The sequence below is a fragment of the Priestia koreensis genome (genome assembly GCF_001274935.1).
In the GTDB taxonomy this organism is placed as follows: Bacteria; Bacillota; Bacilli; order Bacillales; family Bacillaceae_H; genus Bacillus_AG; species Bacillus_AG koreensis.
The window spans coordinates 235,282-252,361 of the sequence record NZ_LILC01000019.1 but is presented as its reverse complement, the minus strand read 5'-3'; the positions used below and the strand labels follow the sequence as shown (position 1 = coordinate 252,361).

The following is a 17,080-nucleotide window of genomic DNA, read 5'->3' as shown; positions in this document are numbered from 1 at the left end:
GTTCAGTTGAGAAGTTTTTCCGCACAAAAAATCTCCTACCATATAAATGATAGGAGATTTTTTCATATCTGGCAACTAATTATAGTTTAGATCCACCCACGGAAACGAGATGCCTCCGCCATTTTTCGAACCCCAACCATATACGCCGCAAGACGCATATCAACTTTACGCGTTTGTGCTGTTTCATAAATACTGTTAAATGATTTCACCATTACTTTTTCAAGCTTTTCTTCCACTTCTTCTTCTGTCCAATAATAGCCTTGATTATTCTGAACCCATTCAAAATAGGATACTGTCACGCCGCCTGCACTAGCCAGAACGTCTGGGACAAGTAAAATGCCGCGCTCTGTCAGGATTTGCGTTGCTTCTAAAGTAGTTGGTCCGTTAGCTGCTTCAACTACAATTGTTGCACGAATATCATGCGCATTTTCTTCTGTAATTTGATTCTCAATTGCTGCAGGAACTAAAATATCGCATTCTAGTTCGAGCAGTTCTTTATTCGTGATCGTATTGTTAAAGAGCTTTGTGACTGTTCCAAAGCTGTCACGTCGGTCTAATAAGTAATCAATATCTAGACCTTCTGGGTCATGAAGCGCACCATACGCATCCGAAATCGCAATAACCTTTGCCCCTGCATCATGCATGAACTTTGCCAAAAAGCTTCCTGCATTTCCGAACCCTTGTACCACTACACGAGCCCCTTCAAGGTTAATTCCTTTGCGTTTTGCCGCTTCACGTATACAAAGCGTTACGCCTTTTGCTGTTGCCGTTTCTCGTCCATGAGACCCTCCTAAAACAAGGGGCTTTCCAGTAATGAAACCAGGTGAATTAAATTCATCAATACGACTATATTCATCCATCATCCATGCCATAATTTGCGAGTTCGTAAATACGTCTGGAGCTGGAATATCTTTTGTAGGACCTACTATTTGGCTGATCGCCCTTACGTAACCACGGCTAAGTCGCTCAAGCTCACCGAATGACATATTTCTTGGGTCACATACGATTCCACCTTTACCACCACCGTACGGCAAATCAACAATGCCGCATTTAAGGCTCATCCAAATAGAAAGCGCTTTCACTTCTTTTTCACTTACTAGGGGATGAAATCGAATTCCTCCCTTTGTTGGACCTACCGCATCATTGTGCTGAGCGCGATAGCCTGTAAAAATCTTAACTGATCCATCGTCCATGCGAACAGGTATTTTCACCGTCATCATACGAAGCGGCTCTTTTAACAATTCATAAACTTCTTCAGGATAGCCTAGTTTGTCTAAAGCTTTATGTATTACAATTTGCGTTGCTTTTAAAACATCATGCTTGTCTTCTTGGTCGTGTTTTTGATCTTGTGTTTTGTCGGCTACCATCGACCGAACCTCCTAAAATCAATCAATTAGCCCAACGGCTTCTTTCATGACATAGTATACACTTTTCCCAAACTTATGCAAAGAAAAAATAGATACTTTTCACATTTTTTCGTCAACTAACAGAAAACGCTTTCGAAACATTTAGGAGAGTGTTAAAATAATTATTTGTAGTCTACGTATGATACGTATTACCTCTGTTTTTGCATTAAAATGGACGCGGATACAGAAAGAAGGCAACACAAAAAAGACCTCTTACGCAAGGTCTTCTACATGTTTTCTTGTACTATTAGTTTATTAAAAAATGGTGCGAATATTTGATAGCGCATTATGTTCCATCAGAAGCTTTCCATACTCGTGCACGCGATACTTTGTTGTTGTTGAAGGACTACCAAATTCCGCGAAAATGGCGATGAGATCATTCAAATCAATCTCTTCCTGAGAAGCATGATCCACAAGTATATAAAAGCGGTTCTCAAAAGAATACAAGGTGCTTTCAACGACTAGAGAAGAAGACAGTGTTTTTGCTAATTGAATTACATCTTCAAATGTTTGAAACTCAAAAAACATGTCATGACTCTCATCAAGCGTCACTTGCATCTCAATATAATCGTTTGCGTAATCATCCTCCAGGTCATCCTCATAAACTTCGTCTCGAGTAGTGACGATCACAACCATCCCCTGTGCTTGCAAGGAAAATACCTCGACGGAAAGAAACTGCGTGGGTTTGAAATCCAATTCTTCGCTCGCTTGTTCAATCATGTCGCGAAAAAGCTGTTGAACCTTAAGCGAATTTCGCCATAGATCTTCTTTCGTAAGACCTCTGTCTAATAAATCGTCTAATGTAAGAAAAATTTTGATCTTATCATAGTTTAGACGTTCTAATCGCATATATGCCCCTCCCCGCTCACAGTCATACCCATCTACTTCTATTACTTCATCATATGAAATTTCTGGAAGATGGTGCTTTGTATATTACTAAGAGTTTACCCCTTTCACTTGAAAAATACAAGATATTAAGAACTTTCTTTTTCAAGCCCCTCTTGAAGCCATTTGTTCCAATGCTCTTTTGTATTTCCTAATAAAAAACCATCGATTTCTTTTTTTTCAGCTGCCGTCATCTGATCAAAAGCATATCCTCCGAGACCGATCTGTAAAAAAGGAAACTTTTCAGCTAATCCACGAGCAATCTCAATCGTCTTCGGCGCATTATGAAGCATCGTGCAAGACATAAAATAAAACGTTGGATTGACTTCCTCTACAATCGTTTCAATATCGTTGTCATCAATACTCGTACCGAGGTAGATGACTTCGAACCCTTTTCGTCGTAAAAATAAAGTGAAAATGAGTAGCCCCACTTCATGCGTCTCTTCTGGTCCACACACGGCAATTGCTTTTGGAAGCAGACCGTTAGATGGAAGAGAATAAAAAATCATGCCAATACGATTTTTCAAGATTTGAGTGGCATAATGCTCATGAGCGCTCGTAATTTTATGATTTTCCCACATATCACCAATCGTAACGAGAAGTGACCCCAAAATTTCAATAACCACTTTTTCAACCGAATATAAGCTAAATGCTTGGTTAATTAAATCTTGAGATTTTCCCTCTTCAAACGCAAGAAGCAGCTTTAGGAGTTGATCACGAATTTTACGAGGTGATTCTACTTCTTCCTCTTCTTCTGTATCAATGTGTCCCACTTCATTTTCTAAAATGGACACGGCTTGGCTAATGGTAAAACCGTTCTCCACTTTTTCTGCTAGCCACTTCAATTTTTTTAAATCTTCCTCTGTATACAAACGATGACCAGAATCGTTACGAACTGGATTTAAGATCTGATATCTTCTTTCCCATGCTCGTAAGGTTCCTGGCTGTATCCCTACTAAATTTGAAATAGCTTTAATATTATATTTTCCGTCTTGAGAAGTCATACGTACCCTCCACCATCTATACTCAGTTATTTGCATTATATTCTAATGTAACCTTTGTGTAAAATTCGTATATGCTTTGTATAGTGGTAGAACATCTTATTTGCAACAAGATTACTTCATTTTTTTCAATGTTACGTAATTTGCTTCACTTTTCGCTTCTAAGCGCAGTGGCAGTTTGGTTGTTCCATATCCATTACTTACAAACAACAACGTATTTTTACTTTTTTTAAATCCACCTTTTTCATAAGGTCCTTGATTAAAAATGCGAATTTGCCCTCCATGAGTGTGACCGCTTAACACGAAGGAAATCTGGTTCTCTGCTTTAATTTTATGTACAATATCAGGATTATGACTGACAAGCAGACGAAAACCAGGCTCTTCACAGTCGTTAATCGCCAAATCTAGGCGATCACGTCGTTCAGACATATCATCCACCCCTAATAGATAGAGAATTTCCTGCTTTTCTGATTCAAACTTGACTGCTCGATTATCTAGGATTGTGACCCCTTCGTTTAGCATTAAGGCATCTAGCTCATGATAATCCACTTCGTAATCATTATTCCCCCAAACAAAATATAACGGTCCTATTTTTTTTAACGCGTTTAGATTTGCCCGAATCTGGTCCATGGGGACACCTTTTTCAGCCAAATCTCCCCCGATAATCACTAAATCCACTGTTCCACTTATTTGATCGAGAAGCTTTGATGAAACGAGACGACGATGAATATCAGAAATAAAGAAAATGCGAATTTCACCAAAACTATCAGGAAAATCAGCTAGTGGCACATCATGATACACGACTCGATTCCGTTTTGCCTCCGCAAACATATATACAAGCAGTCCTGCTCCTAATACAAGTAATAGTACAATAATGCCCATATGTCCTCCTTATGCAATAAAAGCGTTGCTCCTAACAAGACAAATAGAAAGACCCTTTCTCTGAAGCATTTACTTAGAGAAAAGGCCTTATGTCTACTATCATAGAAGCGTACACCTTATTTGTTCTCGTGATATAAATTAACTCCGAACTGCTCCTTCATCACTTTAAACACGTGCTGCCTTGCTTCCCAACGTTCTTCGGTCGGCCATAAATCCGTGCTTTTTTTGATCAATTCACAGCGTAGGTCATGATATTCTTTCTCTGCTTTTTCTCTTTTTTTATTCAGCTGAATGCCATATCCATACAAAAAGGCAATGCACAAGATCGCCATGAGATGATAGCTTGTTCCAAATAAAAAGTCCACGATGACCCCCATATGAAACGAGGCAACCGATTGGAGAGCATATAGTATATATAATAGAAATAAAAGCGATGAAAACAAGGCAATGAGCTTTGCGTATTTTTCTTTTCGCTCTAATCGGTCAAATTTCACTTTACGATCCACGATATTTTGCAAAAAACACTTCGTAGCTTCGTCTGTCTCACGACCAAGTGCTTGAATAGACAATTCCATGTAATCCCCCCCATATGATACATATGAGGTTGTCTCACATTTCATTCATCTACATTTCTATATTTAAGCTGAATTCCTAGTAAAAAGTCAATGATAAAATGAGCAAAAATCGTCACCCATAAGTTTCCCGTTGCTTGAAATAACCACCCAATAAAAAAGCTGAGCACCACAACAGAAAGAAGTAAAAACCATTTGGTTAAATAGCGAATATGCACGAGCGCGAATACAATGCTCGCCCATAAAATACCGAGATTTGCTTGAAGAACCCCACGAAACAAAATTTCCTCGGTAAAAGCAATCATCATACAAAGAACGGTCAAATGTTTAAATGAGCGGTTGCAAAAAATCCGTTCGTTAATTCCTCCATCATCATACAAGCGCTCAGGCAATACTTTCATCATAATATTATCAAGCACCACGACCATAAGTCCGCTAATACCACCAAATAAAAAGATAGACTGCGGGTCCCACTTCCACAGCTTCCAAAACTGTTCCCAATGATCAAACAGCCAAAAGCCAAGTCCCAATGATAGGACAACTAATATGCCTTGTGTGATATATACTTGTCCTATCAATTGGCGATCTGACATTTGCGCTACGATTTCACTTTGCTTTGAGGCCATTTTTCTCACTCACTTTGTTTAAGTAATCGTGCTAATTCACTTTTCCAATCGGTAAACTCCAGGCGCACGGAACGACTTGTTCCTTCGTAATCATGAAGATTTAGTCCACAGCGATCACAGCAAGCATCAGGTCGTTGAACCAATGACTCCTCATAGTAATGAAGTAGCTGCTCCCTTCTACAAATAGACGAATGTACAAATTGCTTCATCACATGCAGCTTTCGATACTTTGCCTCCACTCGCTTTTGAACAACTTCTACTAAGTATCGATGCACATCATTCAAAGGCATCGATGCATGAATCCACGATTCCCTAATAATTCCGTGGGCTTGGAGATGATGCTTAATAAACCGCCAATGCGTTTCATTCACATGTAAATAGACGGCGACGTTTTGCTCAAATTCTTTTAATGAAATAAGACCGTTCTCATTACGTGCATGGACGTGTAAATACCTCAGCACTTCTTCAATGATGGATACGGACGGAAGCTCTAATTCAATTAAAGAATGTGACAAGTCTTCATCAGATGCGTGATAAAAAGCTAAGGCAAGACTTCTTTCCCCATCACGGCCTGCACGACCAATTTCTTGAAGATAGGATTCTAACTGCGTAGGGAGATGAAAATGAATTACAAAACGAATGTCACTTTTGTTAATTCCCATCCCAAACGCACTCGTGCAGCAAATAACATCAAGCTGATCATTCACAAACTGCTGCTGAACGAGCAGCCGCTGATCATGTTCCATTCCACCATGATAGAAAGCGACGCGCTCGGTGCCATGATCTTTCAGCAACATGGCCAGTGATTCTGTCCATGTTCGACTAGAGCAATAAACAATGCCAGGCTTTTGAAGCTTTTTCACGGTTTCAAGAACTCGTAGCTTCTTTTGTTCCATATCTTCTACCTGTTCCACGTAAAGCGCAATGTTTGGACGATCAATGGAATACGTTAAAATCCGCGGATGCTCTAGATAAAGCTGTGTCTGAATGTCATGAAGAACTTCTTTCGTTGCAGTAGCTGTGAGCGCCAAGCAGGTCGGTTCGCCAAGATTCTTCCACACGTCCCCAAGGCTCGAATAGTCCATGCGAAAATCATGTCCCCATTGCGAAATACAATGTGCCTCGTCCACGACAAATAAACGGAGCTTTGCACGCTTTAGTGACTGAATGAAAGCCGGTGCTTGTAAAATTTCCGGCGAAGCATAAATATAACGATAAACAGAAAGGTCTCGGAGTGCCTGACGTCGCTCTTCTTCAGATAAAAAGCTGTTAAACGCAATTACACGCTTTTCTCCTCTAGCCTTTAGCTGCTGCACCTGATCTTCCATTAAAGATAAAAGCGGGGAAACAATCAAGATAGGTCCCCCGATGACATATGCTGGAAGTTGATAACACAACGACTTCCCTGTTCCAGTTGGTAAGGTAGCTATAACATGCTCTCCTTTTAGCACTTCCTGAATCACTTCTTTTTGTCCTTCACGAAAGGATCGGTAACCAAAGCGCTCGAAAAGAACGGCTTCTAAATTCACTTTGACATCATCCCCCTTTCCACGAAACATGCGCTACTTTCTCTTCGGCTATGATGATAGCTTCGCCAATATGAGTCGTATTTGGAAATATGACACCTCATATGACGTCGTCTCTTTAATCTCTTTTAACTTATTCGTTTGCAATCGCTCTGTAATCTCTTTAATTTCTTCTACAAGCTCTGTCTTTACGTACGGATCAATGGAGAAATCAGGAATAAACAAAGCCAATTCCACGAGATGATCTTCAATTGTGCTCGGCTTCAGCCTTCGAATTCGAGAAATGGTGTGAAGATCATGTCCTTTTTTCAACAGCTCATAAGTCTGCATCGTTGAGGTAGTCAACGGTACGCTAGTCTGATCAATGAGTAAATGAAGTACGGTCAGCTCATTCCGGTGATCCGCTATGTACGTTAACATATGGTGAATAACCGACAAATGCAGAAGATGGACGCGGTGGACACTTATGTCGTGCTGTTCAGCTATTTGTAGTTTCGTGAAAGCAATCCGTTTGTGACCCGTCAAATGCTTAACAAATATGTCTCCCTCTTCTTGTGAACAGGTGGACAAAATCACCGTTAATTCCTCATACAAGTGCTTTGCCCACTGCTCTCTTGTAAAGGGCACAGAAGTCAAAAAGCGCTTCATCCACGAAAGTACTGTAGTGTCGTTGATCAAAGGAATAAAATGACTTTCTTTATATTGAAGATTTGACATCGTTTGGACAAGTAGCAACAGTCGCTGATAAAATGGCCGACTTACATTTGCATACGTCCAACCGTTTAATGACGGAGGAATAGGGGTTTCATGTAAATAGTGTTGAAGTTCCTTCAGTCCTTTTGATGTTAGCCGGTACTTCCCCTCTGCTACTTCCTCTATACAAGCTTCTTTTTCTAATTGTTGCACATATACTGAAAAAGTCTTTTTATCTAAATAAGAAAAAGCACGAAACAGGTTGGAAAGTCCGTACAGCTGTCCGTCTTGAATCGTTTGAGACGATTTCTTCCCAGCAAGTAAATGATACGCTCCAAATATCGTGCGTTCTTCTTTTAGTTTATGGACACAATATAAAATAATAAAGGCAAGATCATTCATATTTTTTCACCTGTCTAATAAATTGTAAAAAACGAGTTAGATGGTCTAAACGCCTATGCTTAGTTTACAACGTGGCGGGTAGGAATGATAGTAAAAACCTTTGTTGATAAGTATTCTCATTGACTTTTCTATTGAAAAGTTTTGAAAACACCCTTAAAATAAAAGTTGATACTTATTTTCTCATCGAGATATTTTTAACAACTATTAATAAAATGTTTTGTTATTTTCAGGAGGTTTTTTACATGGCAAAGTACACAATCGTTGACAAAGAAACTTGTATCGCATGCGGAGCATGTGGTGCGGCAGCTCCAGACATCTATGATTATGATGATGAAGGCATTGCATTCGTAACATTAGATGATAACCAAGGAATTGTTGAAATTCCAGATGTATTAGAAGACGACATGATGGACGCATTCGAAGGATGCCCAACGGACTCCATTAAAGTTGCAGATGAGCCATTTGAAGGCGACGCATTAAAATTCGAATAGGACCCCTTTCCTTTTCGAGGACACCTGATTTTTATCAGGTGTTTTTTTTATCAAAAAAGTCCTCCGCAAATCGCGAAGGACTTTTATATTATTACATAGCGACTTGTTTTGTCAGCCATGTTTTCATTCGAGTAAACAAGAGAACAAAAATAACGCCGGTTAATACACCCTTGATAAGATTGAACGGTAAAATACCCTTTACGATCAATTCACGTGCACCGCTGGTTGTGTAAGCAGGCATGTGTAAAAACATCGTATAAGCTGGTAGGAACACGTAATAATTTAACACGGCCATTAGCACTGCCATAAGAACCGTTCCTGTAACCACACCAAACGTTAAGCCTTTCGTTGTACGGTACTTACGGAACATGTAAGAAACCGGTAGAACAAATGCAGCACCTGCTACAAAGTTTGCCACTTGCCCAACGGGAACTCCTGTAGCACTACCTTGAATGAGGTAATACAACAAGTTCTTAATGGCTTCTACAATCAAACCAGCACCTGGTCCATAAATGAGCGCCACAATTAAAACGGGAAGCTCGCTAAAATCCATTTTTAAAAACGCTGACAACCCGATTGGAAAATCGAGCATCATTAATAAATAAGCAATACTGCTAAATACAGCCATTACAACAAGTCTTTTCGTTTTTGCACCTTGATTCATCTTACTCTCCTCTTTTCCGATCCATCGTTTGAAAAGAAGAAAGGTTCTAGCACACGCGTTCCATAAAAAAACCTCAACCGTTTGGCTGAGGGAGAATACTTAGGCGCGGCTAATAAACATTTTAAGAATGATTTTTCTTAAAATGCCCGAACCTCCACCTTCTCCCATCCAGACTGTACTGTCGGCTTTGGAATCTCACCAAATCCTGCTATACCTTTTAGCGAGGTACGGCTCGCGGGCTCAAAGCGTCATCGCGCTTATTACCGCCGGTCGGGAATTTCACCCTGCCCCGAAGATAGATCAATATTAATATTGTACAAAATGATTATAACTTATCTCGAATTAAAAGTAAATAAAAACATCTTGATCAATTCGTTTCAAGTTTCTTTAGTATATGTAAAAAACCTCAATCTGCGTCAGCTTAATTTATGTATACGCTTCCATTTCATCACCTCTCAACCCCTTATCAATAAAGGTTGTAAGAACAATTGACAGAATTTTTTTATTGTGATAAATTATCAGATATTTAGCACACTAAAGGGAGAGATTGTGATGTATAAAATACTAGTTGCTGATGCAATCAGTAGTGAAGGTTTGGCACCATTACTTGGGCACGATACTATTCAAGTTGTACAGAAAAAAGTCTCTGAAGTTGATGATTTAGCTACTTATGATGCGCTACTCGTTCGAAGCGCTACAAAAGTAACGGATGAACTATTGTCACAAATGACAAACGTCAAAATTGTGGCTCGTGCCGGTGTAGGCGTTGACAATATCGACATTGATGCGGCAACGAAGCGCGGTGTAATTGTCATTAATGCACCTAATGGAAATACGATTTCTACAGCTGAGCATACCTTTGCCATGATGGCTAGCCTCGTTCGCCATATTCCCCAGGCAAACATTTCAGTAAAATCTCGTGAATGGAATCGTTCTAGTTTTGTTGGAACAGAATTGTATAAAAAGCAATTAGGCATCATTGGTTTCGGGCGAATTGGTTCTGAAATTGCCAAGCGCGCCAAAGCGTTCGGCATGGGCGTTCATGTCTTTGACCCTTTTTTAACGGCGGCACGGGCAGAAAAGCTGGGCGTTAACGCTGTAGAGCTTGAGCAACTATTAGCTGTTGCTGATATTATTACCGTCCATACACCGCTCACCAAAGAAACGAAGGGCATTTTAAATGCTGATACCCTCTCTAAAACGAAAAAAGGTGTTTACCTGCTGAATTGTGCTCGTGGTGGTATTATCGATGAAGAAGCGCTTATTCCATTTTTACAAAGCGGACATGTAAAAGGTGTTGCGCTAGACGTATTTGAAGTCGAACCACCTGTTAGTCAGCCGCTCTTAGAATTTGAGCAAGTTATTGCAACACCTCACCTCGGGGCATCTACAAAGGAAGCACAGTTAAACGTTGCTGAAGATGTTGCACAGGAAGTTCTCAACTACTTAAATGGAAACCCTGTGAGTTCCTCCATCAACTTGCCGACCTTATCAAAAGACGTATTTGAAAAAATTCATCCTTTCTCCTCCCTAACGAAAAAAATGGGGTCTCTTTTATCGCAATGTATGAAAGAACCTGTTCAAGATATCACCGTCACATACGGCGGAACGGTAGCCGATTTGGAAACGACTTATATTACACGTGGGTTTTTATCAGGCTTTTTGCAGCACCGTGTGGATCGTTCCGTGAATGAAGTGAATGCTTCAATGATTACAAAAGAACGTGGGATTACGTTTGGAGAGCGCTTCTCAAATGAAACAGAAGGATACTCTAACGTTATTAAAGTAGAAGTTCGCGGTGATCATAGCTCCTTTACTTTAACTGGAACATACGTACAAGACTACGGACCGCGCATTGTGAACATCCAGTCCTTTAATATCGACTTTTATCCTGATGGTCACTTGCTCTATATTCGCCATAGCGATAAACCAGGGGTCATCGGACGTGTCGGAAAGATACTAGGAGATCATGATGTTAATATTGCGACGATGCAGGTAGGACGCAAGCAAAAAGGCGGCGAAGCGATCATGATGCTTTCGTTTGACAAATCGCTTGATGAAGCGATCGTCCAACGACTACAAGCATTTGATGATATTGTATCGGTTCGCAAAATTAATCTATAAACCACAAAAAAAGCAGTAGCCAATCGGCCGCTGCTTCTTTATGCTCTAGAGTTTGATGACGCTCTGCTTTTGCCATCATCATGCCGCTTACAAAAAGGGCTCCAATACATAATGCCATAATGAACACAATTAAGATTCGTCTTAAAAAATCTACCATAAAAGCCTCCTGTACAAAATTTCACATACTTCTACTGTACGCAGACAAAAAATTGGTAGAACAATTTTTCACTCCTCTTTCCTATTCTTTCTAGAAAGCATCTGTTTTCTAATTGGCTCCCTTTACGACATTTGGCGCTAACGGAACAGCGTGTTCCTTTTCTAAATTCATCTCACCAATCGTATCCTCACGATTGCCAGTAATGCGCACATATTTATATTGAAAGTCTCTAGCCGTCAGCATGAGTGCCTGAATGAACGTTCTTCCTTCCTCTGTGTCGGCCACCTTCGCTCCACTAAGCGTAAACGTAATATGATCTGAATCTGTTTGTTCAATTCCAATTTCAACCCCTGCTGGAACAGACGATACGACTCCTATACTGTCATCAGTTTGCTTCATCGCTTGAACTGCTTCATCAATTCTTTCATATGAAGTTAAGGTTGGCACAAGCAGATTTTTATATTGATTGAGAGGATAGCGAACGTAGCCCTTCTTCTGATAATGTTCAATATCAATGTCAGACATGGAGCCAAAATTACCGACGACCGCTCCTTTTTGATTACCCGTATACAGCTCCACCTTTTTGTACGAGGAATAATGAAAGGCCTCTTGAATTCCCTTTACAAACATATCTCCCTGCGTAGTTGAGAACGATTCAAACTGTCCGGGAGTCGTCACCAATTTCAGAACGTCTCCTTGTTCTTTGAATGCATACGACGTTAAAGCAGACGCTTCAACCCCAAGCCGACTTTTCAAAACGGTTTCAAACTTGCTAGAAGCTGCGAAACGATCTTCCCCATTCTGAACGAGAAAAGTAAAGGGAACGGCAAACATCGCATTTTTATCTGCAACGGTTAGCGTCACATGCGGTTCCTTCACGGCTGCTTGCAAAGATGGAACGACCGCTGGGTGAGCAATGCTTTTATCCGCCATTGAGTACTCTTGCCTACGCAAAGGTTGAGCGACGTCTCGTTTATCCTCATTTGCTGACGACGCTCGATCCTCTGACCTTTTTTCTGTCGCTTCATCGGTTCCTTTCATTTCGTTAACAAGAGAAAAAGAAAGAACGACTAGGAGAAGAACACTGACAACGGCTGCGAGAGCCGGAAACCATTTTGGTTTTCGAGGTGCAGGTTCGTGCATGTGAGCCTTCACTGACCTATATACTTCACTTTTACTACGGCGATCTTTTATTGTCGGAAGCTTCCTTAGTACTTCTTCCATTCGATCATCATTTAGCTCGTTTGTTTTCAAGTCGTTCTCCTCCTTCCTCTTTGCTATAACTCATGTGCTGACGCAGAGCCTTCACCGCTCGATGCTGTGTCGTCTTGACCTTACTTTCCGTCCAATTTAAAATAGAGGCCGTTTCTGTAATCGTAAGTTCATGAATATAGCGTAAAATGACAACAGACCGCTGATCAACCGTACATTTTCCAAGGCTGTGATAAATCGTTGCAACTTCTTCATTTTGCATCAAAATCTCTTCTGGAAGCGCGGCGGAGTCAAGGAGCTGATTTTCTTTCCAATCAAACATTTTCAACAGCCGCTGTTTCCAGTTCTTATGCTTTCGAAAATGATCAATTGCCACGTTTCTTGCGATAGACAATAGCCACGTTTTCTCATGGCTTTTACCTTCAAAGTGCTCGTGGGCTTTTAATACTCGAATATATACTTCTTGCACGAGATCTTCAGCCTGCTCACGATTTCGCACCATGTACATCAAAAACTGAAACACATCCTGGTGATAATGATCGTAGAGGTGATCAAAAAGTTCAGACATTCCGCATCCCCCTGTCTTCTTTAGACGCTTCTCTTCTATACCTGTTGACGATATTTTTTCAGCAACAAAATAGCAAAAACAGGGCCCCCAATAATTGATGTAATGACCCCAATTGGAAGCTCTCTTGGCTCAATAAGCACACGTGACAACAAATCCGCAATAACAAGAAATGCGCCTCCGTTTAACATGGCCAGTGGCAAAAGATGACGATGATCGCTACCAATTAGAAACCTTGTAGCATGAGGGACAATTAACCCGACAAATCCGATCGTTCCAGACACCGCCACAGCCCCCCCTGTTAAAATAGATGAAGCGATTAAAATGATGACCTTATAAGCCCCCACCTTGATGCCAAGGGACTGCGCAATTTCTTCTCCAAACAGCAGTGCATTTAGTTCCTTTGAGCAAAGCAACAGGAGAATGGTACCAACGATAAAGAAAGGAAGAAATATGTTTACATAGCTCCACCCTCTCATTGACACGCTCCCTAAAAGCCAGTTCACAATTTGCCTAAGCTCGTCTCCTGAGAGCGCAATAACGAGGGAAATAAGCGCACCCAAAAAGGCGCTCGTGATGACGCCGATCAAAATCATCGACTCCGTTGTCATTCGTTTTAAAACGACATGGGCAAAGAAAAGAATAAATAACAGTGACAAAAGCGCGGTCACAAAGCTCATGAACGGAAGCGTAAACATTCCTAGAAACGGAATTTGCAAGTTAAAAAACAATACAATGACCGCCCCTAATGAAGCGCCAGACGATACGCCAAGCGTATACGGGTCTGCAAGCGGATTTTGAAGAAGCCCTTGAAGCGCGCTTCCGGCCAACGCTAGCGCAGCGCCAATCATTAGTGTAAGAATGACACGTGGAATTCGAATGGACCAAAGCAGGCTGCTAAACTGCTGAAGTTCATCTGTCGACACAAAGCCCATCTTAGTGACGATTTTTACTGTATCGATTAACGGGATATGTACAGATCCGATACTGATGCCAATGAAAAAAGACACCAACACGAACGATATAGAAAATAAGTAAGCTCCCCCTATTCGTCGCTTTTGCAATCTCTTTTGGTGGGATAATTCCATTTCATTGACTCCTTTTATGATTACTACCTTTTATCTATCTTCTACTATAAACCAATTTTATCATTCAATTAAAGGGAAAATCATAAAAAGCTCCCAATAAATCGTTCGTCTAACAGTTCAAACACGTTCAATAAAAGGGGGAAATGCCTATTGTTCAGACATTTCCCCTCCTTTAATACGACTCAATCTTGTAGCGCTGTTTTCTGCGGAAGAACGAGTGAAAATGACGTTCCCTCGCCTAGCTTACTATGAACGTTAATACTTCCACCGTGTGCTTCTACGATGTTTTTAGCGATCGCAAGACCTAAGCCCGTACCAGATTTCCCTCTTGTACGTGCTTTATCGGCTTTGTAAAAACGCTCGAACACAAACGGAAGATCCTCTTCAGGGATGCCGTCTCCTGTATCGCTCACCTTGACCAATAAGCCGTCATGATACTCTTCTACACAAAGTGTAACAGAACCAGCTTCCTTCGTATGACGAATGGCATTATCAATGAGATTCGTCAGAACTTGTTCAATGCGATCAGGGTCCATGTAAAACTCATTCTGCCGCTCAACATTCATCTCTAGTGACAGCGTAATTTCCTTGTCCTTGGCAAGACCTTGGAATTTACGCACTACGCGATCAGCAAACTCTTTAATGTGGACGTAGTCTTTCTCAAGCTGAACGTGACCTGCTTCCATTCTCGCAAGGTCTAACAATTCATTTACGAGGCGCCCCATTCGAAGAGATTCTTCGTAAATAATTTGCGCAATCTCCTTTTGCTCTTCTTCAGACCCCGCAATGTCATCCACAATTGCCTCGCTATATCCTTGAAGCATCGCAATAGGGGTACGTAATTCATGCGACACGTTTGCGATAAAATCTTTACGTAGCTTATCTAACTTTCGTTCCTCCGAAATATCACGTAGTACCGCAACAGCTCCACGAATGGTTGTCTGATTGTAGAGCGGTGACATGAGGATCGCCCATGTTCGACCTTGGATCGTAATTTCTGCAATTTGCTCTCGCTCGACGGTGACGACATGCTTAAACAACGATAGAATTTTTGACGGCAGTTCCCGCATTTCATCATTATCTTTTGTTTTTCCCTGTTCATAGTACCAGGATTGTAAAAACCGCTCTGCTGGTGGGTTCGTGATGAGAAGAACTCCTTCTCGATTCAAGGTCATAACACCATCAGCCATACTGCTTAAAATACTTGCTAGCTGCTCTTTTTCTTGATTAAGCGCATCAATATTAAACTTGAGCTGTCTTCCCATTTTGTTGAATGCGATCGCTAGCTCCCCGATTTCATCATACGTTAAAATCGGTACTTTCGTATCAAAGTTACCCTTCGCCACTTCAAAGGCAGCCAGCCTCATTTTTCGAAGCGGAGCGGTAATACGTGTAGATAAGAAAAAGGCAAAGATTGTCGTTAAGACGATGGCAATTCCGGCTGCTAGCCAAATAAAGCGCGTCGTATATTTAGCAGGCTCCTCAATTTGAGCCAGTGATTGATACAAATAGACAGCGCCGCGTTGGTCGTTTTCAGCAGCAAAAGGCACGCCGACAACATAAAGCGGCTGATTTCCCTTGGTGCCGTTACTATCTACGTAAACTTTTTTCTGAATGGCTTTTCGCTTGTCTATTACTTGTTTGAGCGTTTTATCTGATTTAACAAGGGATGCGACGGCTGATTTTTGTGCGGACTCATCCGGTGTATATTCATATAACGTTTGACCCTTTACAATAATGACGCTTGAATCATCTGCTAGCTCCCTAAGGACGGAGATGCCTATTTTTTCATCCTTCGTATCTTCAATAATATGAGCAATTTTCGAGGCTGTTCCATGTAAATTACGCTCTGCCTCTTTCACATGAGAATTCTCAAAAAATTGTAGAAGCAGCATCGTGAGCGTAAAAAGAACGAAGCTCACGAGCAAAATAATCGTAAACCAAACTTTTACAACAACACTACGCCAAAACATTAGGCATTTCCAACCTCAAACTTGTACCCAACTCCCCAAACGGTTACGATCATCTTCGCAGCATCTGGTGACGTGCGGCTTAGTTTTTCACGAAGACGCTTTACGTGTGTGTCGACTGTGCGTAAATCACCGAAGAAATCATAGTGCCAAACTTCACGAAGCAGCTGTTCACGGTCATACACTTTATCTGGCGTTTTTGCTAAAAAGCAAAGCAGCTCATATTCTTTTGGTGTTAAACTTACTTCGCGCTCATCTGCCATTACGCGATGGGCATCGTGATCAATTGTTAAGTGTGGAAACACCATTAAGTTCTTCGGCGTTGCTTCTGCCTTCGCATGGTTTACAGATGCTGAGCGACGAAGAAGTGCTTTCACACGTAACACCACTTCGCGCGGACTAAAAGGCTTTACAATATAGTCGTCTGTTCCGACTTCAAATCCTTGCACACGATTTGCTTCCTCACCTTTAGCGGTCAGCATAATAATTGGCGTGGCTTTTTTTTCACGAATCTCCTGACATGCTTCGATTCCATCTTTTTCTGGCATCATAATATCTAATAAAATGAGGTCATACTCTTCTGTAATTGCCTTCTCAACGGCTTCGACCCCATTTTTAGCTTCTTCAATTTCATAGTTTTCTTTTTCTAAATACATCTTTAATAGCTTACGAATTCTTTCTTCATCATCTACTACTAAAATTTTCGCTTCTCGTTCCATGTATGTATCCTCCTCTATCACTGTCTCGGCAATTTTATCATGACACTTTTATACGTAGTCTGTCCATTTTAAAGAAGCCTAACAATGAAAACGTGAT

General features: G+C 41.0%; 17 protein-coding genes and 1 riboswitch. Of the genes, 2 read left to right on the top strand and 15 right to left on the bottom strand.

What is annotated here, in order from left to right; genetic code table 11:
* Positions 1-86 precede the first annotated feature (86 nt).
* From AMD01_RS15215 to AMD01_RS15180, 8 genes are all read right to left on the bottom strand, one after another.
* Positions 87-1,367, bottom strand: coding sequence for a Glu/Leu/Phe/Val family dehydrogenase (locus AMD01_RS15215; RefSeq protein WP_053402282.1), 1,281 nt, complete (start codon positions 1,365-1,367; stop codon positions 87-89).
* A gap of 294 nt (positions 1,368-1,661) precedes the next feature.
* The gene (locus AMD01_RS15210) at positions 1,662-2,255 is read right to left on the bottom strand and encodes a genetic competence negative regulator (RefSeq protein ID WP_053402281.1); all 594 of its coding nucleotides are present in this window, start codon (positions 2,253-2,255) and stop codon (positions 1,662-1,664) included.
* A 125-nt stretch (positions 2,256-2,380) separates the two neighbouring features.
* Positions 2,381-3,295, bottom strand: coding sequence for a MerR family transcriptional regulator (locus AMD01_RS15205; RefSeq protein WP_053402280.1), 915 nt, complete (start codon positions 3,293-3,295; stop codon positions 2,381-2,383).
* Positions 3,296-3,406: 111 nt separating this feature from the next.
* Positions 3,407-4,174 (bottom strand): metallophosphoesterase, encoded by a 768-nt coding sequence (locus tag AMD01_RS15200; RefSeq protein ID WP_053402279.1) that lies wholly within the window; start codon positions 4,172-4,174, stop codon positions 3,407-3,409.
* A gap of 116 nt (positions 4,175-4,290) precedes the next feature.
* Positions 4,291-4,749 carry a DUF2663 family protein gene (locus AMD01_RS15195; protein WP_053402278.1) on the bottom strand — a complete coding sequence of 153 codons (459 nt, stop codon included), beginning with the start codon at positions 4,747-4,749 and terminating at the stop codon, positions 4,291-4,293.
* A 41-nt stretch (positions 4,750-4,790) separates the two neighbouring features.
* The gene (locus AMD01_RS15190) at positions 4,791-5,372 is read right to left on the bottom strand and encodes a CPBP family intramembrane glutamic endopeptidase (RefSeq protein WP_053402277.1); all 582 of its coding nucleotides are present in this window, start codon (positions 5,370-5,372) and stop codon (positions 4,791-4,793) included.
* A 5-nt stretch (positions 5,373-5,377) separates the two neighbouring features.
* Entirely contained in the window at positions 5,378-6,901 is a 1,524-nt protein-coding gene (locus tag AMD01_RS15185) for a RecQ family ATP-dependent DNA helicase (RefSeq protein WP_053402333.1), read from the bottom strand.
* A gap of 48 nt (positions 6,902-6,949) precedes the next feature.
* Entirely contained in the window at positions 6,950-7,993 is a 1,044-nt protein-coding gene (locus AMD01_RS15180; protein ID WP_053402276.1) for a YpbB family protein, read from the bottom strand.
* Positions 7,994-8,235: 242 nt separating this feature from the next.
* Here AMD01_RS15180 and AMD01_RS15175 point away from each other — a divergent pair, with 242 nt between their 5' ends.
* Positions 8,236-8,484: a ferredoxin gene (locus AMD01_RS15175; protein WP_053402275.1), complete on the top strand. Its 249-nt coding sequence runs from the start codon at positions 8,236-8,238 to the stop codon at positions 8,482-8,484.
* Positions 8,485-8,575: 91 nt separating this feature from the next.
* On the opposite strand, the gene AMD01_RS15170 is transcribed toward AMD01_RS15175, so the two are convergent.
* Positions 8,576-9,148 carry an ECF transporter S component gene (locus AMD01_RS15170; RefSeq protein WP_053402274.1) on the bottom strand — a complete coding sequence of 191 codons (573 nt, stop codon included), beginning with the start codon at positions 9,146-9,148 and terminating at the stop codon, positions 8,576-8,578.
* A 152-nt stretch (positions 9,149-9,300) separates the two neighbouring features.
* Positions 9,301-9,449, bottom strand: a riboswitch (FMN riboswitch).
* Between the two features lie 251 nt (positions 9,450-9,700).
* Here AMD01_RS15170 and serA point away from each other — a divergent pair.
* Positions 9,701-11,272, top strand: coding sequence for a phosphoglycerate dehydrogenase (gene serA / locus AMD01_RS15165; protein ID WP_053402273.1), 1,572 nt, complete (start codon positions 9,701-9,703; stop codon positions 11,270-11,272).
* Here the strand turns inward: serA and AMD01_RS24205 are convergent.
* The 6 genes from AMD01_RS24205 to AMD01_RS15140 form a co-directional block, all read right to left on the bottom strand.
* Positions 11,262-11,429 carry a hypothetical protein gene (locus tag AMD01_RS24205; RefSeq protein WP_157052752.1) on the bottom strand — a complete coding sequence of 56 codons (168 nt, stop codon included), beginning with the start codon at positions 11,427-11,429 and terminating at the stop codon, positions 11,262-11,264. The two genes, serA and AMD01_RS24205, sit on opposite strands and share 11 nt — an antisense overlap.
* A gap of 108 nt (positions 11,430-11,537) precedes the next feature.
* Entirely contained in the window at positions 11,538-12,683 is a 1,146-nt protein-coding gene (locus AMD01_RS15160; RefSeq protein WP_053402272.1) for a hypothetical protein, read from the bottom strand.
* Positions 12,661-13,209, bottom strand: coding sequence for an RNA polymerase sigma factor SigX (sigX, locus tag AMD01_RS15155; protein ID WP_053402271.1), 549 nt, complete (start codon positions 13,207-13,209; stop codon positions 12,661-12,663). The genes AMD01_RS15160 and sigX overlap by 23 nt, the downstream gene beginning before the upstream one ends.
* A gap of 35 nt (positions 13,210-13,244) precedes the next feature.
* The gene (locus tag AMD01_RS15150) at positions 13,245-14,294 is read right to left on the bottom strand and encodes a FecCD family ABC transporter permease (RefSeq protein ID WP_053402270.1); all 1,050 of its coding nucleotides are present in this window, start codon (positions 14,292-14,294) and stop codon (positions 13,245-13,247) included.
* A gap of 182 nt (positions 14,295-14,476) precedes the next feature.
* Positions 14,477-16,267 carry an ATP-binding protein gene (locus AMD01_RS15145; protein ID WP_053402269.1) on the bottom strand — a complete coding sequence of 597 codons (1,791 nt, stop codon included), beginning with the start codon at positions 16,265-16,267 and terminating at the stop codon, positions 14,477-14,479.
* Positions 16,267-16,983, bottom strand: coding sequence for a response regulator transcription factor (locus AMD01_RS15140; protein WP_053402268.1), 717 nt, complete (start codon positions 16,981-16,983; stop codon positions 16,267-16,269). Before AMD01_RS15140 ends, AMD01_RS15145 begins: the two co-directional genes overlap by 1 nt.
* Positions 16,984-17,080 lie beyond the last annotated feature (97 nt).